Origin of the sequence: Sphingomicrobium clamense (assembly GCF_019264355.1) — a bacterium.
In the GTDB taxonomy this organism is placed as follows: domain Bacteria; phylum Pseudomonadota; class Alphaproteobacteria; order Sphingomonadales; family Sphingomonadaceae; genus Sphingomicrobium; species Sphingomicrobium clamense.
Map to the genome: position 1 here is coordinate 528,535 of NZ_JAHVAH010000001.1, position 21,803 is coordinate 550,337.

Consider the following 21,803-nt stretch of genomic DNA (forward strand, 5'->3'; position numbering starts at 1 on the left):
GGGAAGGGGTGGGCTTCGGCCCGCCCCTTTCTTTTTGCGCGAAGTCGACGAAAGCCTCGCCTGGGTGCGGGGCTTCTTGCCGTTCATGAGGCTAGGGGCGGTAAGCGTCCCGGAACGGCGCCATATGGTCGGCGACGGCATCGGCCTGACCGATGGCCTTGGTCGAGATCGGCGAGCGCACCTGCGTGACGCTGGCCGTCTTCACCCGCCGCTTCTTCTCGTGAAAGCGATAGACGCCTTCCTCTTCGTCTAGTCCGAAATGGCCAAGGATTCGTGGGATCCAGGCTTCGGGTTCGGAGACAAGCTCTTCGTACGGGACGGTCAGGATGCGGTCAGGAAAAATCTCGCACCAATGCGCGTGCAGCCGGTCCTCGAGGGTCATGAAATGGGCGATGTCTTCGAGCGACCAGCCCCAGGAGACGGAGCGAGTGAAGTAGTTCCGGAAGATCGACCACGCACTGTCTTCAGGGTCGCGGCGCATCCAGACGAGCTTTGCGTCGGGAAGCATGTGGAGCTGGAGCCCCAGCGTGTGTGACTGGACCAGCGACTTATCGACGATCCGTCCGGATGCGCCGAAGCGCTCGCCGATCAACCGGTCGTAGGTTCTCGCGCAGTCGCCCCACGGATCGTCCGACCCGCTGCGCTGCTGATAGGCGATGGCTCCCGCCCAGTCGCGCCGTCCGGCGGGGATGAGCGACGGGCCAACCAGATTGACCTCACCGCCATCATGGACCGCGCTGTGACTTGCGAGGATCTGCTCGACAAGGGTCGAGCCCGACCGTGGCAGACCGTTGACGAACAGGCTCCGCGATCCCTGCACCTCCGAGTGCACCAATTGCTCGATTGAATCAGACGTAAACTCACGGACAAGCCCATCGACGTACGCCTCGGTCGCTCGTCGGTCGTAGGGCTCGAGGCGGCGGCGGATCCGCGCCCCCTCGCTATAGCGGGCAAATGCCCGATCCATGTCACCGATGTCGGTGTAGGCCTTGCCCAATCCGTAAAGGAACCGGGCCTGCGCATCGGGCTCGACCGCAGCCAGTTGCCCGCGGACTTCTTCCATCGCCGCGATATCCGGATCGTCGGGCGTGAATTTCTTTACCATCGAGAGCGGGAACCAGCCTCGCTCGGGACTGGTCGGGGCCGCGATCAACGCCCGGAAAAAGGCCTCGGCCTCATCGAACCGTCCACTGTCGGTCGCAAGGGTCCCGCGAATCTGGAGGACGTCGGGGTGCCCCTGTGCACGTTCAGGGAGCCGCGCGATCTCCTGCTCGGCCTGCTCCTCGCGTCCGAAGGTCGCGAGCGTGCTCCAATAGTGAACGAGCCGTTCGACCGCGAGCGGCTGCGTGGCCGCGAAGCGCTTGGCAGCTTCGATCGCGATGTCGATCTCGCCAATCTGCTGTGCCAGCATGTCGACGCTGCGCCAACGATGTCCCGATGGCGGCCCGGTGCGTAGCTCCTCACGCAGGCAGAATAGAGCCCGGTCGCGATCGCCAACCTTGAGCGCATCGATCGCCTGGAGGAGCAATGGTTTGGACATGCCGCCCGTCCTAGGCGGGTTTCACCTGCGCGCCAACAGACGCATCAATTGCGTTTGACGCGCACGCCGCGACGGTCGCCGTCGATTGTCGCCATATATCCACCGAGCGGCATCTTCTTGATCTCGATCGAGTCGCCCACGCGCGGGCGAAGATTACGGTCGACGTCGGTCATGCGCCAGATCGATCCGTCGCTCAGCCGGAAAATATACTTACCGAAATCGAGTAGTGCGAATTCGGTAATCGATTCCGAAATCTCCTTAATCTTGACGTCCTCGACCATTCGCTCGGCCGCCTTGGGAAGATTGTCGTCGCGCCCGAAATTCTCGCGCTTGGTTTCGAGCGCAACGTTGCGATCGATGACCACGAGTTCGTCGGCTTCCTGCGCCTGAGCGAGCACCCCTGCAGCCCGGTCGAAGCAGGCCAGTCGCTCGGTCGGATCCGAGATCTCCCGGCACTTCGCAACATCGTCAACTACGGTGGTAGGAGGCGCGTCCTGCAGTGCCAGTGTGAAAAGGATGGAAGCCAGAAAACTCATGTAAAGATCCTTCCCGATCTACGGCGTGTACATAGGCTTACTCTAAGCGATCTTGCGCTGAATTCTAGTCGTTTCGGCCATGTGATAAAATCGTCACACCTCAACTTCCATCGTCCTTGGGGGCATTGCGCGACCGACTTGATTGGTAAAGGCTGACGACTCCTGATGTGTACATAGACGGGGCTGTGTGTGGTCACATCACGTTTGAAAGGGGAGAATATGATGTTGCGAACATCCAAATGTCATCTCTTGGCGTCCACCCTCCTGATGGGGTCGGTCGCCGTTAGCACGCCTGCTTTTGCGCAGGATGTTGCTGACCCGGTGATGGGTGAGGAAGAAAACGTTCCGCCTGACGCCCTCTCGGAGCCTGAAGCCGATCAACCGGAGACAGCGCCGCTCGCCACGCAGGGCGAAGGTGAAATCGTCATTACCGGTTCACGTATCCGCCAAGACTCCTTCAACAGCCCCACACCGATCCAGGTGCTGGATGCCGAGCAGGCATTCCAGCTCGGTGTGTCGTCGGCAACCGAATTGCTCCAGCGTTCGACCGTGGCCTCGGGCCAGCAGATCGACGCGACGATCAACACCAACGCCGGTAACTCGAACGCTTCGGAAGCGCCGCCGACCGGTGGTACCGGTTCGTCGAACATCGACCTTCGCGGTCTCGGCATCGAGCGGACGCTCGTGCTCGTCAACGGTCGTCGCCTCGGCTCGGCCGGTGTGCGCGGCGCCCCTTCGCAGCCTGACATCGGCCTGCTGCCGCTCGGCATGATCGAGCGGATCGACGTCGTCACCGAAGGTGCATCGTCGATTTACGGTGCGGACGCCGTGGCCGGCGTCGTCAACGTCATCCTTCGTGACGAATTCGACGGCCTCGAGCTGTTTGGCAATATCGAACGCTCCGAACATGGTGGCGGCGATATCGAGCAGATCTCGGCCACGATCGGCACGTCGGGCGGTCGCGCCCGCATCATGGCCGGTCTCGAATATTTCAACCGGAGCCGCATCTCGGGCGCCGACCGTGACTTTACGGCGGGCGGCTTGCGCGTGATCGAAGAGGGCGAAGATGGCACCATCTACACGCTCGATTCACCGCGTAATGGTTTCTTCGACAACGCGCTCAACCTCGCGGACGGCAGCTTCGTGCTGTACACGCCAGGCCAGTCGGATACGGGTGTGCCCAACTTCTCGACGCAGCCGATTGGCGCTCTGCCCGCGAACGCGCGCGACTATTGTACGTCGCTTGGGCCGGCATTCTGCTGGGTCAACTTCGTCTACTTCCCGTTCTACTCGGATAATGACGAGCGTCTTCGTGCCGACCTGGTGCAGCCGCTCGAGCGTTATTCGTTCGTGACGAACGGCTCGTACGACCTTGATTACGACAACGACATCAAGGCCTATTTCGAAGCCTATTTCTTCAATCGCGAACAGGAGGTGCGTGCGTCTGCCGAGCAGATCTACATGGACATCCCGGCGGAAATTCCGGTGCTTGGCGACGATGGTCGATTTACGGGCGATTATGTCGACAACCCGTTGAACCCGTTCGACCAGGACCTCTCGCCGATCATCACGCTGGACGATCTCCCGCAGACATTCTTTGTCGATGTGCAGCAGATCCGCGGCGTGCTGGGAATCCAGGGCGATATGCCCGGCGAGTGGTTCCGTGACCGTCGTTGGCAGTTCGATGTTTCGGTCAGCTACGACAAGGGCGAAGGCTTCCAGTCGCAGAAGATCATCTTCGAACCGCACCTCTACAACGTCACGCAGGGCCTGTACCAGCGTGAGGACGGAACGCTGGGTTGTACCCCGGTCGACCGTACCGGTGTGAACGGCTTCTTCTCGCTCAACGAATGTCCGATCGTCGATTTCTTCGCCGACAATATCTACACCGGCGGACCGAACGGCGATGGTGCCTTCGCGAACGATGCGGAGCGCGATTACCTGCTTGGCAATCGTACCAACCGTACGATCCTCGAGCAGACGCTCTATGCCGCGTACATAAACGGCGACTTGTTCGACTTCTCTTGGGGCGGCGGTGCGTCGTTCGCGGCGGGTTACGAACATCGCAACGACAAGATCACCTCGCAGAACGACATTGTCGGTGTGCTTGGCCTCAACGCGGCCGAAAACGCGCTGGTCGAAGGCGAAACGATCGGGTCGCGCAACCTCGACGAGGTCTATGGCGAACTTCAGCTGATCCTGGCCGAAGATCGTCCGGCCATCGACCTGCTGCAGATCGATGGCGCCATTCGCTATACGCACGAAAGCAATTTCGGTGGCGAAGAGACCTATCGTCTGCGTGCGATGTATCGCCCGGTCAACTGGATCCAGCTCTCGGGTTCGTACGGCACGAGCTATCGCGCCCCGAACCTTCGCGAGCAGTTCCTGGCCGACCAAGGCGGTGGCATCTCGGGTGGTCTCGATCCGTGTATCAACGCCAACATCCAGACCGCGATCGGCCTCTCGGGTGAGAATGATCCGAACCTGCAGGCGTTGATTGCGAACTGTGTCGCGGCCGGTGTCGACTTTACCGATACCAACGGTAACGGCATCCTCGACACGACCACGCTGGGGACGGCCGGTATCACGACCATCCCGACCAGCACCGGTGGTAACTCCAACCTGCTTCCGGAAACGTCGCGGTCGTACACGGCCACGCTGTCGGTGAGCCCGCCCATCTTCACGGGCACGGACATCGACCTTGCGGTCAGCTATTATGACATCCAGATCGAAAACAGCGTCAACAACCTCGACGCCAGCATTGTGATCAACCGGTGTTATAACGACCTCAACTTCCCGAACCTGACGAGCCCGTTCTGCGCCAACGTGTCGCGCCGTACGGGTGGGAACAACAGCTCGCGCTTGCTGACGAACGTTACTGCGGGCTTCATCAACTCGGGTATCGAAACCGTCCGCGGTCTCGACTTCAACGCACGCGTGCGGTCGAACCTTGGTGGTCTCGGTTGGGAAACTGCCGACCTGTTCCTCGCGGGCACGGCGAGCTACCTGCTCGAACGTGACCAGCAGCGGATCACGAGCGAACCCGTTCGCGATCTCGTCGGGACCATCGGTTTCCCCGAGTGGAAGATGCAGTTCACTGGCGGCCTCGAAGCCGGTCCGGTCACATTCCTGACCCAGCTGAACTATATCGGGAAGCAGACGTCGATCTGTTACCAGGATCTCGACGGCAATGGTCCCGCCTGTCCGTTCAACACGAACTTCTTCTACGCGTTTGCAGACGGCACCCGTCCGATCTCGCGTCAGTTCGGTCGTGTTCCGGCGCAGTGGTACCAGGACGTTTCGCTGACCTACGAGTTCAGCAACGACCTCTCGCTGACCGCAGGTATCAACAACCTGTGGGATAACGAGCCGCCGCTGATCGACCGTGTGGCGGGTCCGAACCGCCTGAACGCCGTAGCCTCTTCGGGTTACGACTTCATCGGTCGGACGTTCTTCCTGAACGCACGCTTCGGCCTCTAAGCCAGAGCGTCCTGAAAAAGACGGGGGCGGGTCCGTATGGATCCGCCCCCTTCTTATTGTGCCGCCGAGAAGTCGCCCTAGGCCGGGGTCAGCTCCAGCGCGCCATCACCCTCGTCGACCTTGACCGTCATCCCGTCGGCGATGCGACCGGCAAGGATCTCGTCGGCGAGCGGGTCCTGCAGATATTTCTGCACTGCGCGCTTGAGTGGGCGAGCGCCATAGACCGGATCGTAACCGACACGGCCGAGCCACTGCCGCGCGGCATCGGTAAGGTCGAGCGTGATCTTCTTCGGATCCAGCAGCTTCTGCAAACGCGCGACCTGGATATCGACGATCGGCGCCATGTGATCCTGGCTCAGGCGGTGGAACAGAATGATCTCGTCGAGCCGGTTGAGGAATTCGGGGCGGAAGTGTCCGCGCACGACTTCCATGACCTGCTCTTCGACCTCCTTGGGATCGGCATTCTCGTCCTGCTGGGCAAGATACTGGCTGCCGAGGTTCGATGTCAGGATGATGATCGTGTTGGTGAAGTCGACCGTGCGACCCTGTCCGTCGGTCAGGCGCCCGTCGTCGAGCACCTGGAGGAGGATGTTGAAGACGTCGCCATGCGCCTTCTCGACCTCGTCGAACAGCACGACCTGGTAGGGACGGCGACGCACCGCTTCGGTCAGCACCCCGCCTTCGTCATAGCCGACATATCCCGGAGGCGCCCCGACAAGACGGGCGACGCTGTGTTTCTCCATGAACTCGCTCATGTCGATGCGGACCATCGCCTGGTCGTCGTCGAACATGAAATGGGCGAGCGCCTTGGTGAGCTCGGTCTTGCCGACGCCGGTCGGTCCCAGGAACAGGAAGCTGCCGAGCGGACGGCCCGGATCCTGTAGCCCCGCGCGCGAACGGCGCACGGCCTTGGACACGGCAACGACCGCTTCTTCCTGGCCGATGACGCGCTTGCCGAGCAGCTTTTCCATCTGCTGCAGCTTCTCGCGCTCGCCCTCCATCATCTTCTCGACCGGGACACCCGTCCAGCGTGACACGACCGAGGCGATGTCCTCGTCGGTCACTTCCTCGCGCAGCATCGCGCCTTCGGAGGCGGCGGAGGCTTCCTCGAGCTTTTTCTCGAGCTCGGGGATGCGGCCGTATTGCAGCTCGCCGGCCTTGGCGAGGTCGCCCTCGCGCTGCGCTTGTTCAAGCTCGATACGGGCCTGATCGAGTTCGGCCTTGAGGTCGCCCTCGGCTTCGATCTTTTCCTTCTCGGCCTGCCAGCGCTGGGTCAGTTCGGCCGACTGCTGTTCGAGTTCGGCGAGTTCTTTCTCGCGCTTTTTGAGACGGTCGGCGGATGCAGCGTCGGTTTCCTTCTTGAGCGCTTCGCGTTCGATCTTCAGCTGGATGATCTGGCGGTCAAGTGCTTCAATTTCCTCGGGTTTCGACTCGACTTCCATGCGAATCCTACTCGCGGCCTCGTCCATGAGGTCGATCGCCTTGTCGGGGAGGAAACGGTCGGAGATGTAGCGATGCGAGAGCGTCGCGGCGGCGACCAGGGCGGGGTCGGTGATGCGCACGCCGTGGTGCAGCTCGTACTTCTCCTTGAGCCCGCGCAGGATCGAGATGGTGTCCTCGACCGAGGGCTCGCCGATGACGACGGGCTGGAAGCGCCGCTCGAGCGCGGCGTCCTTTTCCACATGCTTGCGATATTCGTCGAGCGTGGTGGCGCCAATGACGTGCAGTTCGCCGCGCGAGAGGGCAGGCTTGAGCAAGTTGCCCGCATCCATCGCGCCTTCGCTTTTGCCCGCGCCCACGAGATTGTGCATCTCGTCGATGAACAGGATGATGCGGCCGTCCGACTGCTTCACCTCGTCGATCACGCCCTTCAACCGCTCCTCGAACTCGCCGCGATACTTCGCGCCGGCGATGAGCGAGCCCATGTCGAGGCTCATGAGCGTGCGGTCCTTGAGCCCATCGGGCACGTCGCCATTGGCGATGCGCAGGGCGAGCCCTTCCGCGATCGCCGTTTTACCGACGCCGGGTTCGCCGATCAGGACGGGGTTGTTCTTGGTACGACGCGCGAGCACCTGCACGGTGCGGCGGATTTCCTCGTCGCGGCCGATGACGGGATCGAGCTTGCCCTCGCGCGCCCGCTCGGTGAGGTCGACTGCATAACGTTTCAGCGCGTCGTAGCGATCCTCGGCGTTCTGCGTATCGGCCTTGCGACCGCCACGAAGCTCCTCGATCGCGGCGTTCAATGCCTGCGCCTTGAGCCCCGCGCTTTCGAGTGCCTTGGCGACGTCGCCGCCCGCGAGCAGGGCGGCGAGCAGCAGCCGTTCGACGGTGACATAGGTGTCGCCCGATTTCTCCGCGACCTCCCCGCCTTTGTCGAGCAGGCGCATCAGGTCGCCGTCGACGCCCGGTGCGCGGGTGGCGCCCGAGCCGGTAACGGTCGGGATCTTGTCGACCAGCGCGTTGATCGCGAGCAGCGCCGCCTTGGGGTCGCCGCCAGCCTTCTGGATAAGGCCGGCCGCCATCCCTTCATTGTCGTCGAGTAGCGCCTTCACGAGGTGTGCAGGCGTGATCTGCTGGTGATTTTCGCGCGCCGCGATGGTCTGCGCTGCCTGCAGGAAGCCGCGCGCGCGTTCGGTCAGTTTTTCCAGGTCCATTGGAGCCCCTCAAATGTCAGTCTTGCACCGAATATGGTGTGTTAGAAGACCAACACAAGAGGGGCGTCAATGGGTCCGCCTAGCGGGTCGCCTTCTCGGCGTCGGGCGCGGTCGAGCGACCGAAGAAGCTGTCGGCGTACCACATGGGCTTCTGGTCATCGTCGGTCATCGAGCGGGTGATGAGATAGTTCATCCACGCGAACTTGGCCGCGGCATCCCAGTCGAGCGGCTGGCCGAGCTGGTCGCCGACCTTGTGGTAGCGATTTTCGAGGAAGTCGTCATAGACGTCCTGCTCGTCGGGCAGGGGCAGAGGGTCGAGATTGACGCTCGGGATACCCGCCTTGACGAAGCTGTAATGGTCCGAGCGCACGAAAAACACTTCTTCGGGGGCCGGATCGTCGACGCGGCGGACCGAAAAGTCGGCGAGCGCCTTGTCGATCTGGCGACCGATGTTGGAATGTTCGGCGCCGTGCGCGACCACGCTGTCGAAGTCGCCGGTATGGATGGGCATGTCGATGTTGATATTGGCCACCATCGTCTTGCCCGGGAACTGATCGGGGTTCTTGGCGAGCCAGTCGGAGCCGAGCAGCCCCTTTTCCTCGGCCGCGAGCAGCACGAAGGCGATCGAACGGCGCGGCTTGGTTTCTGCCTCTGCAAAGAGGCGCGCGAGCTCGAGCACCGCCGAGACGCCCAGCGCATTGTCGAACAGCCCGTTATAGACGTTGTCTTCGCCGGGCTTGGCGTCTTCCTCGATCCCGACATGGTCGAGATGCGCGGTCATGACGATCAGCTCGTCCTTCAGATCGGGGTCGCTACCCTCGATCATGCCGACGACGTTGGCGCTGGTAAATTGCGGTTCGACAGTGGCTTGGGCGACGACGCGCGCGGTCTTGCCGAGCGAGAAGGCGGGCACCGGTTCGCCGGCCATCATCTTGGCCTCGATCTCGGCCCAGCTCATGGGCGAGCCTTCGAACAGGGCATCGCGCAGGTCGCCGTTGAGCGTGGCGCGCGCGGCGAGCCCGACATTACCGGCATTGGGGGTGCCATCGGGATGCGCCCAGTCGGTGCGTCCGCCGCCGGCGAAGCGCTTGACGCGGTCCCAGGTGAAACGTTCGAGCATGGCGGCAGGAAGCACGGTCAGCGTGCCGACCGCGCCGCGCGCCTCGACATTGTCGCCCATGGTCGAGCCGAGATGGGCGCCGACGTCGCTCGGGATGTTGGGGTTGTTGACGCCGCGGCTGAACGCGGTGACCGCGATCTTGCCGGTCAGATCGACGTCGCCGAAGCTGTCGATGCCATATTCGGGGGCGTAGAGGCCCTGGCCGACGAAGACGAGCTCGACTTCTTCGGCCGGAAGTTCGGACGCGGGGTTGCGGCCGACAATGACCTGGTCGCCATGGTCGTAGCGCACGCCGTCGATGGTGAGGTAGTTGTCGGCATTCTCGTCCAGCTCGAAGCGGGCGAAGGGAATGTCCTGCATATAATCGCCGTCGAGATCGCCGGGCGCGACACCCATGGCGCGGAACTGGTTTGCGACATAGATGGCGGCGATGTCGTAGCCGGGCGTGCCGGACTCACGCCCTTCGAGCAGGTCGTCGGCGAGAAATTCGGCGTGAGCACGATACTGGCGGGTTTCGACCGGGTTTTCCTGCGCATAGGCAGGGGCGGTGGCCATCACCACGATCGCCGTGGTCAGCTTGAGCAAGGTTTTGGTCATATCGGGTCCTTGAGATGCAATTTCGCGCTGCACCCTAACGGTGTGTGTTGCCTAGGCAATACTCACTCACCGCCGTCTGTCGAATATCTCGCCGCTTCGCGGAGAGCCAGGGCGCGGGCGCACGAAGCGGAGGAGGGATCGACGCCCCAGCTGCGATAGCCGGCGGTGTCGATGTGAAAGCGCAGCCCGACATAGAAGCCGAAGCCGACATCCTCGGCGCGCCCGCCCTCCGCGTGGGCGTGACAAAGGCGGCGCATCAGGTCGGCGCGGTCGAAATTCCAGCGCGGCACCATGTCGACGGCAAGTCCGGCGCGGTGCGCCGAACGCGCACTGCCCCCCGCGCAGCTATTAAGCAGCGGGTTGCGATAGACCGACACCGCCTCGATCTCGCCAGTGACGGGGACGACCTGGTCCCGGACATAGCGGAGCGTGCGGGCAAGGCCGGGCCACATATAGTTGGGCGGGACCTCGAGCGGCGGGGCGCCGCAGCGACGCCAGCTGCTGGCGGTGCGGGTCAGTTGCCAGACGGGGATGACGTCGCCCACGCCCTGCGAGGCGAGGTAGGTTTTGAACGCGTCGAATTGGGCGCGGACCGCGGGATCGCGGTCTAGCCAGCGGGCGAAGGCGGTCGCCTCCTGCTCCACCGCGACATATTCCTCCGCAGTGTCGATTGGCTCGTAGATCAGTTCGGGTTTGGGCTGGGTAGGAATGCGAATGACCGGGTTGCCGAGATCCTGCGGGTCGGGGGTCGCCTGCCGGACCGGCGCCGCGATCGGCGCGGGTGCAGGCGTCGTCGGCTGCGTCGATGTCGGCGCGGGCGCCGGCAGGACGATCGGGTCGGGGATCGGCGTCGGCGTGTCGGTCGGGGGGTCGGCGGGCGCATCCTGCACCAGCAGCGCCATGAGCATCGCAATCGTCGTCATGTGGAGCGCGTGGCCCTCCCGCCATTGAAAAGCCAGTCTGGACTTCCCACCCTTAACCTCATGCAACAGGCGATTGAAGTGGACCTGGCCCACGATCTCGGAAAAACCGAAGCCAGGAGCAGGATCGCGGGCAATATCGGCTCGCTCGAGGATCATATCCCGGGCGGGGCGGTCGACGTGGTCGAACGCTGGGAGGGCGACAGCCTGTATCTCGACATCGGCGCGATGGGCCAGACGGTCGCCGCGCGGCTCGACGTCGAGGAGACCAAGGTCCACATCAAGGTCGAGCTGCCCGGGCTGCTCGGCATGTTCGCGGGGCCGATCCAGGCGATGCTGCAAAGCCGCGGCGACGACCTGCTCCTCGAGGATCGCCGCAAGGACTAGCCGGAATGCCCGCGTTCGCTTAGCGTCCCCTGCATCACAGCGGAGGGCGGTCGATGAGGCATTTCGCAATCGTGGGATCGGGGCCGGCGGGCTATTACACCGCCGAGGCGCTGGTCAAAGCCTATGGTGGCGAGGCGCGGGTCGACATCATCGACAAGCTGCCCGTGCCCTACGGGCTGATCCGCTTCGGGGTCGCGCCCGACCACCAATCGATCAAGAAAGTGTCGATGCGCTACGACAAGGTGGCGGAGAGCGACACGGTGCGCTTTCGCGGCAATGTCGCGGTGGGCGACGCGGTGAGCGTGGACGAATTGCGCGAGCTTTACGACGCCGTCGTCATGGCGACGGGTGCGCCGCACGACCGGTCGCTGGGTATCCCGGGCGAGGATCTGGACGGGGTGATGGGATCGGCGGCTTTCGTCGGCTGGTATAACGGCCATCCCGATTTCGCCGACCTCGATCCGCCGCTCAAGACGAACCACGCGGTGGTGATCGGGGCGGGCAACGTCGCGCTCGACGTGGCGCGGATCCTGTCGAAGACCGAGGAGGAATTCCAGGGCAGCGATATTGTCGGCCATGCGCTGCAGGAGCTGCTGGCAAGCGATATCGAGACGATCACCATCCTCGCGCGGCGCGGGCCGCACCAGATTGCGATGACGCCCAAGGAATTGGGAGAATTGGGGCATCTGGAGGAAGCCGCGCCGGTGGTGGACGCGGCGGATTTTCCGCCGGAGAGCGAGGACGAGGCGCTGAGCGATCGCGGGCTGGCCAAGTCGGTCGGATTGTTGCGCGGCTTTGCGGCCGAGCCTCAGGAAAAGCGCAAGAAAATCGTGTTCGATTTCTTCGCGCGGCCGGTGAAGGTCGAGGGGGACGGGAAAGCCGAGCGCGTGCAGGTCGAGCGGACGAGGGTCGAGGACGGGCGCTGTGTCGGGACGGGCGAGACGTACGAGCTTCCGGCGGGGCTGGTGGTCAGCTGCATCGGCTATTCAAGCCCGCATATTCCGGGCGTGCCTTACGACCACGCCAAGGGCCGCTATGCCAACGAGGACGGGCGGATCGACGAGGGCTTTTACGCCGTCGGTTGGGCGCGGCGCGGGCCGACGGGCACGATCGGGACCAACCGCCCCGACGGATACGAAGTGGCGGGCCAGATCGAGGAGGCGATGGCGCCGGGCACGAGCGGCGGCAAGGCGGGCGGCGAGGGGCTCGACGCTCTGCTCGAGGCGCGCGACGTGCACGCGACCAGCTTTCGCGACTGGCGCAAGATCGAGGAAGCCGAGGTTGCTGCAGCGCGCGAAGGCTCCCCGCGCGAAAAATTCGTCGACGTCAAGGCGATGCTGCGGCTGCTCGGGCACGAATAGGCGCTTGCATCGCGGGGGCGGCGCGGTTAGTAGGCGCTCGCCCTTGCCCCGGTCCGCATCGCGGTTGCCGCATCCGAGCAATAGTCGGGGAGTAGCTCAGCCTGGTAGAGCACTGTCTTCGGGAGGCAGGGGCCGGAGGTTCGAATCCTCTCTCCCCGACCATTTTCCAAATCGAGGCCGACCAAGCGGACCGTCCGGGGGACGGCCCGCCGGCCTCGATATGGAAAATCCGACGGATGTCGCGTCGAGCTGCACTACGTCAGGCGTCTTCCTTCTGCTCCGCACAGACACGTAGCAGCGCTTCTGCGGTCGGTGCGCTGGAGGGCGGGTTCTGGCCGGTGACGAGCAGTCCTTCGGTGACGACGTGCGGCTTGAACGTGCCGGCTTCGGAAAAGTCGGCGCCCAGCTTCTTGAGCTCGTCCTCAAGGAGGAAGGGAACGACGTCGGTGAGGCCGACGGCTTCTTCCTCTTCATTGGTGAAGCCGGTGACCTTGCGGCCCTTGACCAGCGGCTCGCCGTCTTCGTTCTCGACAGTCTTGAGCACGGCGGGGGCGTGGCAGACGAGGCCGACGGGGCGGCCGGAGCGGAGGGCATTTTCGATGAGAGCCTTGGAAACGTCGCTCTCGGCGAGGTCCCATAGCGGGCCGTGGCCGCCGGGGTAGAAGATCATGTCGTAATCGTCCGCGCTCACCTCCGAGAGGATTTGGGTGGTGGCGAGCTTCATCTGCGCGTCGGGGTCGTTCTTGTAGCGCTCGGTCGCTTCGGTCTGCGAATCTTCGGTGTCCGAGCGCGGGTCGAGCGGAGGCTTGCCGCCCTTGGGGCTGGCGAGGGTGATTTCGGCGCCCGCGTCGAGAAAGGCGTAATAGGGCGCGGCAAACTCCTCGAGCCAGAAGCCCGTCTTCTCTCCCGTGTCGCCCAGTTCATCGTGGCTCGTCAGCACCATCAGCACGTTCATCTTGCTTGCACTCCCATTTTTGTCGGTTCGGGCCTATAACGCGCCGATGCACCGCGACGATCCGATCCGTATTTCACGCCGCTTCTGCGGCCCCGACGGCATGGGCAATGGCGGCTATGTCGCGGGGTTGGTCGCGGAAGTCGTGGGCGGTCCCGCAAAAGTGCGACTGCACGCGCCCACACCGCTCGAGACCGACCTGCATATCGAGCAGGAAGACGGCATGACGCGGTTGGTCGCCGACGGGCGGCTGCTGGTCGAAGGCATGCCGCTGGGCAAGCCGCTCGACCTCGACCCGATGCCCGCGCCGCCGAGCGCGGACGAGATCGACGTCGCGAGCGGCAATTTCCCCGACAGCGACAATCATATGGCCCCCAACTGCTTCGTGTGCGGCACCGACCGCGATCCCGAGGACGCGCTGTGCATCTATGCCGGCGAAAGCCCCGCGCGCGACTGCGCGGTCGCGACCTGGGTGCCCGCCGAGGACCTGTGCGGGCCCGACGGCCATGTCCGCGACCGCTATCTATGGGCCGCGCTCGACTGTCCGTCCTATTTCGCGCTGGGCGAGACCGATCGCGTCGCGCTGCTGGCCGGCTTTGCGGCGCGGGTCGAGCGCAAGGTGGCGCCCGGTGAAAAGCTGACCGTGACCGGCTGGCCGCTCGACAAGGACGGGCGCAAGCTGCACGCGGGGAGCGTCATCCACGACGAAGACGGGGGCGTCGTCGCCTGCGCCCGCGCCTTGTGGGTCGACGTGAAGGCGGTCGCCGAAAAGGAACCGGCCTAGGTCGCGAAGCTCGGATCGAGCCGATAGGCCTTGCGCAGCAACGCGGGCCAGGCGAGCGCGTTGGCGACCATCGGCAGCCCCATCTTGCCCTGCTCAGCCGTCACCTCGGGCGCGCCCTGGGGCGGCATCGAACAGGCGCCCGACAGTGCCATGACCTGCGCTTCGCAGGCGCGTTCGAGATAGTAGAGCTTGATGAAGCACTCGCCGACATTCTTGCCGGTCGCAAGCGTGCCATGGTTGCGGAAGATCATCATCGACTTGTCGCCCATGTCCGCGACGATGCGTTCGCGTTCGTCGAGGTCGACCGCGACGCCTTCATAGTCGTGGAAGGCGATGTCGCCGAGCACCAGCATCGCGGTCTGGGTGAGGGGAAGCAGCCCGTCTTCATGCGCGCTCACCGCCTGCCCGTGCGGCGTATGGAGATGCATCACCGCGTGCGCATCCTCGATATTCATGTGGAGCGCGGAGTGGATGGTGAACCCGGCCGGGTTGGTGACGAAGGGCGTCTCGCCCACCGGCAATCCGTCCTTGTCGACCTTGACCAGCGAGCTGGCGGTCACCTCCTCGAACATGAGATTATAGGGGTTTAAAAGGAAATGATGCTCGGGCCCCGGCACGCGCGCCGAGAGGTGGGTGAAGATCAGGTCGTCCCAGCCATAATGCGCGACCAGACGATAGGCAGCAGCGAGGTCGACGCGGATCTTCCATTCCTCGTCGGACACCTTGCCCTTGAGCGAGGGAATTTCGACCTGATCGATCGCTGCAGCCCCTTCGAGCCCCTTGGTCATGTTTTCGGCGCGGTTCATAGGGCTTCCTGCAAGTCGGGATGGGCGTCGGCAAAGGCGTGGTTGCCGCTGGCGGTTTCATCGGCGCGGCGCAGGGTCGGATAGTTGGCAACCGAGACCGAGAAGCGCCGCGCATTGTAGAGCTGGGGGATCAGGCAGATGTCGGCCAGCGTCGGCGTGTCGCCATAGAGATAGGCACCGGCGTGAGGTTGCGCGACTTTCTCGAGCGCCTCGAAGCCTTCCGCGATCCAGTGGCGATACCATTCGTCCTTGGCCGCTTCGGAGACGCCGAGCGGGCCCTTGAGATATTTGAGGACGCGGAGATTGTTGAGCGGGTGGATGTCGCACGCGATCATCGTCGCCATGGACAGCACGTGCGCGCGTTCGTCCTTGTCGCCCGGCAGGAAAGACGGGTCGGGATAGGTCGCGTCGAGCCAGTCGAGAATGGCGAGCGACTGGGTCATCAGCGGGTGGCCGGCCACCTTGAGCGCGGGAACGAGCCCCTGCGGATTGAGCGCACGGTAGGCGTCGCCCTTCTGCTCTCCGTCGATCAGGCTGACCGTATGCTTCTCGTAAGCAACCCCCTTGAGATTGAGGCCGATGCGCACACGATAGGCCGCCGAAGAGCGGAAATAATCGTAGAGAATCGGCGCTTTTTGCATGACGGCGCGAAGTCTGCGCGGGCGGTGGGCCTACGTCAATGTCAGGACGGCGACATAAATGGCGCGAGCACGTCGGGCGGGATGCGAATCGGGCGTTGCGCAGCGACGTCGACGATCGCCCAGCTGGTCTCGGCCTTGACGCGCACCTTGCCGTCCTCGCCCACGAATTCCATGTGCCGCTTGGAGCGGGCGCCCTTGCTGACGGGGGCGATCCAGGTGCGCGCGGTAACGGTTTCGCCCTCATGGACGGCGCGCAGATAGTCGATCTCGTGCCGGGTCACGACCCAGATATAGGCGTCCTGATGCTCGGGCGCGGCGGCGCTGCGCCAATGCGCGGTGGCCACATCCTGGATCCAGCGCACCCAGACGGCATTGTTGACGTGACCCAGCTCGTCAATGTCGTCGGCGCGCGCCGTGATACGATGTTCGAAGACGGTCTGGATCATGCGGCCGGTCCGGTCATCACGACGCCCGTCTCGCGCGCGAACTCGGCAAGCGTGGCGGCGGGGTTGTCGACCCTGCCCGTGGCAATGTGGCGGGCGAGCCGGACGGCCTGCCGGCTGGCACCGGCGCGGCGGAAGGCGTCGAGCCAGTCGCGGGTCGAAGCGAAGCCGTCCTTGCGCTCGGCGGCGAATAGCGACCGGACGAAGCCGAAATAGTCGCCGTCATTGACGCTTTCGGCGCCCATCATCAGCACGGCGCCGCAGCTATAGGGCATCTGAAAGTCGCCGCGGGCGCGGGCGGTGGCGAGCGTCCCTTTGCCGAGTGCATCGGCGCATTCCTGCCATTCCCGACGCTCTTCAGTGGAGGCGACGAACTCGGGATCGAGCTCGGCGACGGCGCGGATCGCAGCGAGATCGGCGCCGCCCTCCATGATCCATGCGTCGGCCTCCTTGTCATACTGGACGACCTGGCCGAGCCAGAAATGGGCGGCCTCGTGGGCGATGAACCAGCGCATGCGATGCGCCATCTCGTCATTATGGTAGGCCAGCCCCTCGCCCTCGATCGACATGGCGACGAGCCCGTCGAGCGCGCTGCCCGAAAGGCCCGCCATGTCGGGGGTCGGGCCGTCCCAGGTGACCATGATCGTCGGCCGCTCGTCATTGCCGGGGTCGCCCATCTTGTCGGTGTAATATTCGAGCGCGGCGGGCATGAACTCGATCAGGGTGGCGCGGACTCAGTACGGCAAGGCGCTGTCGAGGATAGCGACGAGGTGCGGCGTTTCGATGGGCTCGATGTCGCCGATCAGCGCGTAGGTGCCCTGCTCGGTCAGCGTTACCTCGTCCTCGTGCAGCCGCCCGTTGACGAGGATGGTCTCCCCCGGCGCGCGCAGCGTGAGATTGTTGATGAAGGCGGGGCGTGGACCGGGCGGCTTGAGATCGAAATGGCCGGTAAAGAGGGCAAGCGTCCCGTCGGTAAACTTGAGCGCCGGCTGGTAGTCGGCGTTGAGGACGCCGCGATGGGGTGTGAAGCGAAGACGGACTGTGCGCGGGACGGCGCGCCCCGTTGCGACGAGCACGTCCTGCCCGTCGACCCGCCGCAACTCGACCCCGTCGTCGAGCACTGCCCAACTGCCGACCCGCCAGGATTCATTGGTCGCGCGATCGAGCGCCGAGCGGTTGAATGCCCACGCCTTTTGCGGCGCCTGGAACTCGTAGGTCGCCAGCCACGTCTCCCCCTCGCGAGTCACGGTGACATCGGGGGCAGGGACAGGGCGGGTCGCGAGGGCGGCGGCCGCAAGCAGGCTGGTGAGCATCAGGTCTCCATCTGGGTCAGCACAAAGGCAAAGGCCTCGGCATCTTCGTGCAACGCGTTCCACCGGCCCGACTTGCCCCCATGGCCCGCGCCCATATTGGTCTTGAGCACGAGCACATTGTCGTCGGTCTTGGTCGCGCGCAGCCGGGCTGCCCACTTGGCGGGCTCCCAATATGTAACGCGCGGATCGTTGACGCCGCCGGTGATCATCATCGGCGGATAGTCTTGCGCTTTCACATTATCGTAGGGTGAATAGGATGCGATCAGGTCGAAGGCGGCCTTGTCCTGGATCGGATTGCCCCATTCGGTCCATTCGCCCGGCGTCAGCGGCAGGCTATCGTCAAGCATGGTGTTGAGCACGTCGACGAAGGGCACGTCGGCGACGATCGCGCCGTACAGCTCGGGCGCCTGGTTGGCGATCGCGCCCATCAATTCGCCGCCCGCGCTGCCGCCTTGCGCGGCCACAGCGCCGGGCTTTGCATAGCCGAGCTCGATCAGCCCGCGGGTGACGTCGACAAAGTCGTTGAAGCTGTTGTTGCGCTTGGTGAGCTTGCCGTCGAGGAACCACTGATAGCCGAGATCGTCGCCGCCACGGATGTGCGCGATGCCATAAGCGAAGCCGCGGTCGACGAGGCTCAGGCGCTTCACCGAGAAGCTGGGCGGGATGGCGTAGCCGTAAGCGCCATAGGCGTAGAGAAAGAGCTTCTGGCTGCCGTCGAGCGGATGATCCTTGCGGCGCACTAGCGAGACAGGGACCTTGGTGCCGTCGCGCGCCTCGATCATGTGACGGTCGACGACATAATCGGACGCGTCGTAACCCGAGGGAATTTCCTGCACCTTCAGGGTTTCGAGGCGCTGGTCGCCAGGGTGGTAATCGTAGACCGTGCCCGGCGTCACCATCGACGAATAGCCGATGCGGTAGGCGTGGGGGGCATATTCGGGGTTGCCGGCCCAGCCTGCGGAGTAGCTCTCCTCCTCGAACGGAACGCTGGTCGTCTCGCCTTCGTAGGTGCGCAGCAGGAGCTGGTCGAGCCCGTCGACGCTCTGGTCGATCAGCAGGTGGTCGCGGTGGGCGCTGATGCCCTGCAGGTAGACGCGGTCGCTACCCTCGATGAGTGTTTCCCAGTTGCCGGGGCTGTCGACGTCGGCAGTGGCGATGCGGAAATTGACGTGGGTGTCGTTGGTGAGGATCCACAATTTCCCGTGCGCGGCGTCGACGTCATACTGGACGTCGGGCTGGCGCGGGCGGACGAGGACGGGCTCGGCGCGCGGATCGTCGGCGGGGACGATGCGGGTCTCGTTGCTGCTGTTGTGGCCGGTCGAAATGACGATCAGGCTGTCGTCGGTGGTGCGGTCGATCGAGACGGTGAAGGCGATGTCGTCTTTCTCTTCGTAGAGGACGTGCGCGGATTTCCGATCGTCGCCCAGCAGGTGGTGGAGCGCGCGGTAGCTGCGCCACTGGTCGTTGACCTCGGTGTAGACGATGCCCTTGCTGTCGGCGGTCCAGACCGGCTGTCCGATGCCGACCTCGGTCACCGTGTCGAGCAATTTTCCGCTCTCGATGTCGCGCAGTTCGAGCGTGAAGCGTTCCGACCCGTTGCGGTCGACCATGGTCGCCATTTTCGAAGCGTCGGGGCTGATCGCGAAACCGCCGAGGCGAAAATATTCGAGATTCTTGGCTTCGGCATTTTCGTCGTAGATGAGCGTGCCGTCTTCGGGCTTGTGATCGGCGTCGGTGCCGGTCCAGCGCTTGCGGTACCAGAGGCGGTACTGGGTACCCTTCGCGAAGGCAGTCCAGTAGACCCAGTCGCCATCCTTGACCGGGACCGAAGCGTCATCCTCCTTGATACGGCCCTTCATCTCTTCGAACAGCTCTTCGACCAGCTGCTTGTGGGGACCCATGACGGCTTCGAAATAGGCGTTTTCGGCCTTGAGATAATCGAGGATCTCCTCGTTCGTCACTTCCGGATAGCCAGGGTCGCGGAGCCAGGCGTAGGGGTCCTCGATGGTCACGCCGTGGCGCTCGTAACGATGCGGCTTGGTGGCGGCGACGGGCGGCTTCATATCGGTCACTATTGTCCTTTCCGGGCTGTCGGGGGGTTGATGGCGGAGCCGCACCCATTACGTCCAGTGCCGAAACGCGCTAAAACGCCGCGAACTTCAAAGGAATCGATTTCATGTCCACCCACGCCGACCGCCTCGCTGCCCTTCGCACGCAGCTCAAGTCCGACAATCTCGACGGGTTCGTGGTGCCGCTGACCGACGAGCATATGAGCGAATATGTCGGCAGCTATGCGCAGCGGCTGGCGTGGCTGACCGGTTTCGACGGATCGGCGGGTTCGGCGGCAGTGCTCCCGGAAGAAGCCGCGATCTTTATCGATGGGCGCTACACCATCCAGGTGCGCGATCAGGTCGACGGCGACCTGTTCAGCTACCAGCCGGTACCCGAAACCTCGGTCGCCAAGTGGTTGCAGGGCACCGCGCCCGAGGGCGGACGGATCGGCTACGATCCGTGGCTGCACACCAAGGCCTGGGTGAAACAGGCGACCAAGGCGCTGGAAGGCAAGGCCGAGCTGGTCCCGGTCGAACGCAACCCGATCGATGCGGTGTGGGTCGGGCGCCCCGAGCCGAGCAAGGCGCGGCTAGAGCCCTATTCGCAGAACCTTGCCGGGCGTTCGAGCGAAAGCAAGCGCGGCGAGATCGCCGATTGGCTCAAGTCAGAGAAGGCCGATGCGAGCGTCATCGCGGCGCTCGATTCGATCGCCTGGACGCTCAACATTCGCGGCAAGGACGTGACGCATACGCCGGTCGCGCTGGCATTCCTGATTGTCCATGCCGACGCGAGCGCGGACCTGTTCGTCGATGGCGACAAGGTCCATGACGAGCTGCGCAATTTCCTTGGTGACGATGTGCGCATCCACGAGCGCAGCGACTTCGAGGATTTCCTTAAGGGCAATTTCGAGGGCAAGCTCGTCGCGGTCGATCCCAACCTGTCGGTCGCGGCGATCGAAATGGCCCTGGAAGCGGGCGGTGCGCGGGTGCTGTCGCGGCGCGACCCGGCGGTGCTGCCCAAGGCGATCAAGAACGAGGCGGAAATTCAAGGTCACCGCGACGCGCAGGCGCGCGACGGCGCGGTGATCAGCAAGTTCCTCAAATGGCTCGAGGCCGAAGCGCCCAAGGGCGAGCAGGACGAGCTGTCGGTCGCGGCCAAGCTGCTCGAGCTGCGCGAGGCGACGGGTGAGCTCAAGGATATCAGCTTCGACACGATTTCGGGCGCGGGGCATAACGGCGCGCTGCCCCATTATCGCGTCAACGAGAAGTCGAACCACAAGCTCGAGATGAATTCTATCTATCTCGTGGATTCGGGCGGGCAATATCTTGACGGGACAACCGACATCACCCGCACGGTGATCGTGGGCGAGCCGACCGACGAGATGAAGGACCGATTCACCCGCGTGCTCAAGGGCCATATCGCGATCGCAACCGCGCGTTTTCCGGAAGGAATTACGGGCGGGCGGCTCGACAGCTTCGCACGCCAATATCTGTGGCAGGTCGGGCTCGATTACGGGCACGGCACCGGTCACGGCGTCGGTGCCTTCCTCGCGGTGCATGAAGGCCCGCAGCGCATCTCGCCCCCGGGCGGCGCCTATGCGGGTGCGGACGAGCCGCTCAAGGCGGGCATGATCCTCTCGAACGAGCCGGGCTATTACAAGGAAGGCGAGTACGGCATCCGCATCGAGAACCTCGTGCTGGTGGTCGAGGTCGAGGGCGCGGCACCCGAGAGCGACAAGAAGCTGCTCGGCTTCGAGAATTTGACCTTCGCGCCGATCGAGCGGCGATTGATCGACGTCGACCTGCTGACGCCCGAAGAGCGCCGTTGGGTGGACGACTACCACGCCGAAGTGCTGGGGAAGATCGGGCCGCAGCTCGAGGGCGAGGAGCTCGAATGGCTCCAGGCCGCCTGCGCACCGCTCTAGTCCGTCTTCGGAGCCTTTTCGGAAGCGGGCGCAGTCTCCCGGCTCTGGGCTTTTCGGCGGCGCAGATTGGCACGCAGGGCCTCTGCGAGGCGCTTCGCCTTGTCGTCCTTTTTCTCGGTCATGACCCCCACCTAAATAATTGCTTTCGCACGCTCAAGCCGGGTTGACTTGAACGGGGGGCTATGGTCATAGGCGCGCCGTTCTCAAGAGCCATGCTGCCGTAGCTCAGGGGTAGAGCACTCCCTTGGTAAGGGAGAGGTCGAGAGTTCAAATCTCTCCGGCAGCACCAGCCT

The 21,803-nt window shown here is 64.1% G+C and carries 18 protein-coding genes and 2 tRNA genes; 7 read left to right on the forward strand and 13 right to left on the reverse strand.

Annotated elements, in window-relative coordinates; genetic code table 11:
- Positions 1-91: 91 nt before the first annotated feature.
- Together KTQ36_RS02580 and KTQ36_RS02585 are read right to left on the reverse strand one after the other, a co-directional pair.
- Positions 92-1,540 (reverse strand): tetratricopeptide repeat-containing sulfotransferase family protein, encoded by a 1,449-nt coding sequence (locus tag KTQ36_RS02580; protein WP_218632200.1) that lies wholly within the window; start codon positions 1,538-1,540, stop codon positions 92-94.
- Positions 1,541-1,584: 44 nt separating this feature from the next.
- The gene (locus KTQ36_RS02585) at positions 1,585-2,076 is read right to left on the reverse strand and encodes a hypothetical protein (protein WP_218632201.1); all 492 of its coding nucleotides are present in this window, start codon (positions 2,074-2,076) and stop codon (positions 1,585-1,587) included.
- 249 nt (positions 2,077-2,325) lie between these two features.
- Between KTQ36_RS02585 and KTQ36_RS02590 the strand changes: the two genes are divergently transcribed.
- The gene (locus KTQ36_RS02590; RefSeq protein ID WP_218632202.1) at positions 2,326-5,556 is read left to right on the forward strand and encodes a TonB-dependent receptor domain-containing protein; all 3,231 of its coding nucleotides are present in this window, start codon (positions 2,326-2,328) and stop codon (positions 5,554-5,556) included.
- A gap of 77 nt (positions 5,557-5,633) precedes the next feature.
- On the opposite strand, the gene clpB is transcribed toward KTQ36_RS02590, so the two are convergent.
- From clpB to KTQ36_RS02605, 3 genes are all read right to left on the reverse strand, one after another.
- Positions 5,634-8,210 (reverse strand): ATP-dependent chaperone ClpB, encoded by a 2,577-nt coding sequence (clpB, locus tag KTQ36_RS02595; RefSeq protein WP_218632203.1) that lies wholly within the window; start codon positions 8,208-8,210, stop codon positions 5,634-5,636.
- 79 nt (positions 8,211-8,289) lie between these two features.
- Positions 8,290-9,927: a M28 family peptidase gene (locus tag KTQ36_RS02600; RefSeq protein ID WP_218632204.1), complete on the reverse strand. Its 1,638-nt coding sequence runs from the start codon at positions 9,925-9,927 to the stop codon at positions 8,290-8,292.
- A 62-nt stretch (positions 9,928-9,989) separates the two neighbouring features.
- Entirely contained in the window at positions 9,990-10,850 is an 861-nt protein-coding gene (locus KTQ36_RS02605; RefSeq protein WP_218632205.1) for a D-Ala-D-Ala carboxypeptidase family metallohydrolase, read from the reverse strand.
- A gap of 78 nt (positions 10,851-10,928) precedes the next feature.
- Between KTQ36_RS02605 and KTQ36_RS02610 the strand changes: the two genes are divergently transcribed.
- The 3 genes from KTQ36_RS02610 (at position 10,929) to KTQ36_RS02620 (ending at position 12,757) form a co-directional block, all read left to right on the forward strand.
- Positions 10,929-11,234: a polyhydroxyalkanoic acid system family protein gene (locus tag KTQ36_RS02610; RefSeq protein WP_345777653.1), complete on the forward strand. Its 306-nt coding sequence runs from the start codon at positions 10,929-10,931 to the stop codon at positions 11,232-11,234.
- A 53-nt stretch (positions 11,235-11,287) separates the two neighbouring features.
- A complete protein-coding gene (locus tag KTQ36_RS02615; protein ID WP_218632207.1) occupies positions 11,288-12,595 on the forward strand; it encodes an FAD-dependent oxidoreductase in 1,308 nt (435 codons plus the stop codon).
- 85 nt (positions 12,596-12,680) lie between these two features.
- Positions 12,681-12,757 (forward strand) — tRNA-Pro (locus KTQ36_RS02620).
- A 97-nt stretch (positions 12,758-12,854) separates the two neighbouring features.
- Here the strand turns inward: KTQ36_RS02620 and KTQ36_RS02625 are convergent.
- Positions 12,855-13,550 carry a type 1 glutamine amidotransferase domain-containing protein gene (locus tag KTQ36_RS02625; protein WP_218632208.1) on the reverse strand — a complete coding sequence of 232 codons (696 nt, stop codon included), beginning with the start codon at positions 13,548-13,550 and terminating at the stop codon, positions 12,855-12,857.
- 46 nt (positions 13,551-13,596) lie between these two features.
- Here KTQ36_RS02625 and KTQ36_RS02630 point away from each other — a divergent pair, with 46 nt between their 5' ends.
- Positions 13,597-14,331 carry a PaaI family thioesterase gene (locus KTQ36_RS02630; protein ID WP_218632209.1) on the forward strand — a complete coding sequence of 245 codons (735 nt, stop codon included), beginning with the start codon at positions 13,597-13,599 and terminating at the stop codon, positions 14,329-14,331.
- On the opposite strand, the gene KTQ36_RS02635 is transcribed toward KTQ36_RS02630, so the two are convergent.
- Genes KTQ36_RS02635 through KTQ36_RS02660 form a run of 6 tightly spaced genes read right to left on the reverse strand, consistent with a single transcriptional unit; the run spans position 14,328 to position 19,597 of the window.
- Positions 14,328-15,137: a class II aldolase/adducin family protein gene (locus tag KTQ36_RS02635; protein ID WP_255554098.1), complete on the reverse strand. Its 810-nt coding sequence runs from the start codon at positions 15,135-15,137 to the stop codon at positions 14,328-14,330. The genes KTQ36_RS02630 and KTQ36_RS02635 overlap by 4 nt on opposite strands.
- Positions 15,134-15,778 (reverse strand): maleylacetoacetate isomerase, encoded by a 645-nt coding sequence (gene maiA, locus KTQ36_RS02640; RefSeq protein WP_218632210.1) that lies wholly within the window; start codon positions 15,776-15,778, stop codon positions 15,134-15,136. Before maiA ends, KTQ36_RS02635 begins: the two co-directional genes overlap by 4 nt.
- A 41-nt stretch (positions 15,779-15,819) precedes the next feature.
- Positions 15,820-16,224: an acyl-CoA thioesterase gene (locus KTQ36_RS02645; RefSeq protein ID WP_218632211.1), complete on the reverse strand. Its 405-nt coding sequence runs from the start codon at positions 16,222-16,224 to the stop codon at positions 15,820-15,822.
- Entirely contained in the window at positions 16,221-16,931 is a 711-nt protein-coding gene (locus KTQ36_RS02650) for a M1 aminopeptidase family protein (protein WP_218632212.1), read from the reverse strand. The genes KTQ36_RS02645 and KTQ36_RS02650 overlap by 4 nt, the downstream gene beginning before the upstream one ends.
- A gap of 24 nt (positions 16,932-16,955) precedes the next feature.
- The gene (locus tag KTQ36_RS02655) at positions 16,956-17,534 is read right to left on the reverse strand and encodes a hypothetical protein (RefSeq protein WP_218632213.1); all 579 of its coding nucleotides are present in this window, start codon (positions 17,532-17,534) and stop codon (positions 16,956-16,958) included.
- The gene (locus KTQ36_RS02660) at positions 17,534-19,597 is read right to left on the reverse strand and encodes a S9 family peptidase (protein WP_218633790.1); all 2,064 of its coding nucleotides are present in this window, start codon (positions 19,595-19,597) and stop codon (positions 17,534-17,536) included. Before KTQ36_RS02660 ends, KTQ36_RS02655 begins: the two co-directional genes overlap by 1 nt.
- Before the next feature lie 113 nt (positions 19,598-19,710).
- Here KTQ36_RS02660 and KTQ36_RS02665 point away from each other — a divergent pair, with 113 nt between their 5' ends.
- Positions 19,711-21,510 carry an aminopeptidase P family protein gene (locus KTQ36_RS02665; protein WP_218632214.1) on the forward strand — a complete coding sequence of 600 codons (1,800 nt, stop codon included), beginning with the start codon at positions 19,711-19,713 and terminating at the stop codon, positions 21,508-21,510.
- On the opposite strand, the gene KTQ36_RS11270 is transcribed toward KTQ36_RS02665, so the two are convergent.
- Positions 21,507-21,632 carry a hypothetical protein gene (locus tag KTQ36_RS11270; protein WP_255554101.1) on the reverse strand — a complete coding sequence of 42 codons (126 nt, stop codon included), beginning with the start codon at positions 21,630-21,632 and terminating at the stop codon, positions 21,507-21,509. The genes KTQ36_RS02665 and KTQ36_RS11270 overlap by 4 nt on opposite strands.
- Positions 21,633-21,724: 92 nt before the next feature.
- On the opposite strand from KTQ36_RS11270, the gene KTQ36_RS02670 reads away from it, so the two are divergent.
- Positions 21,725-21,799: transfer RNA gene (locus tag KTQ36_RS02670), tRNA-Thr, on the forward strand.
- Positions 21,800-21,803 lie beyond the last annotated feature (4 nt).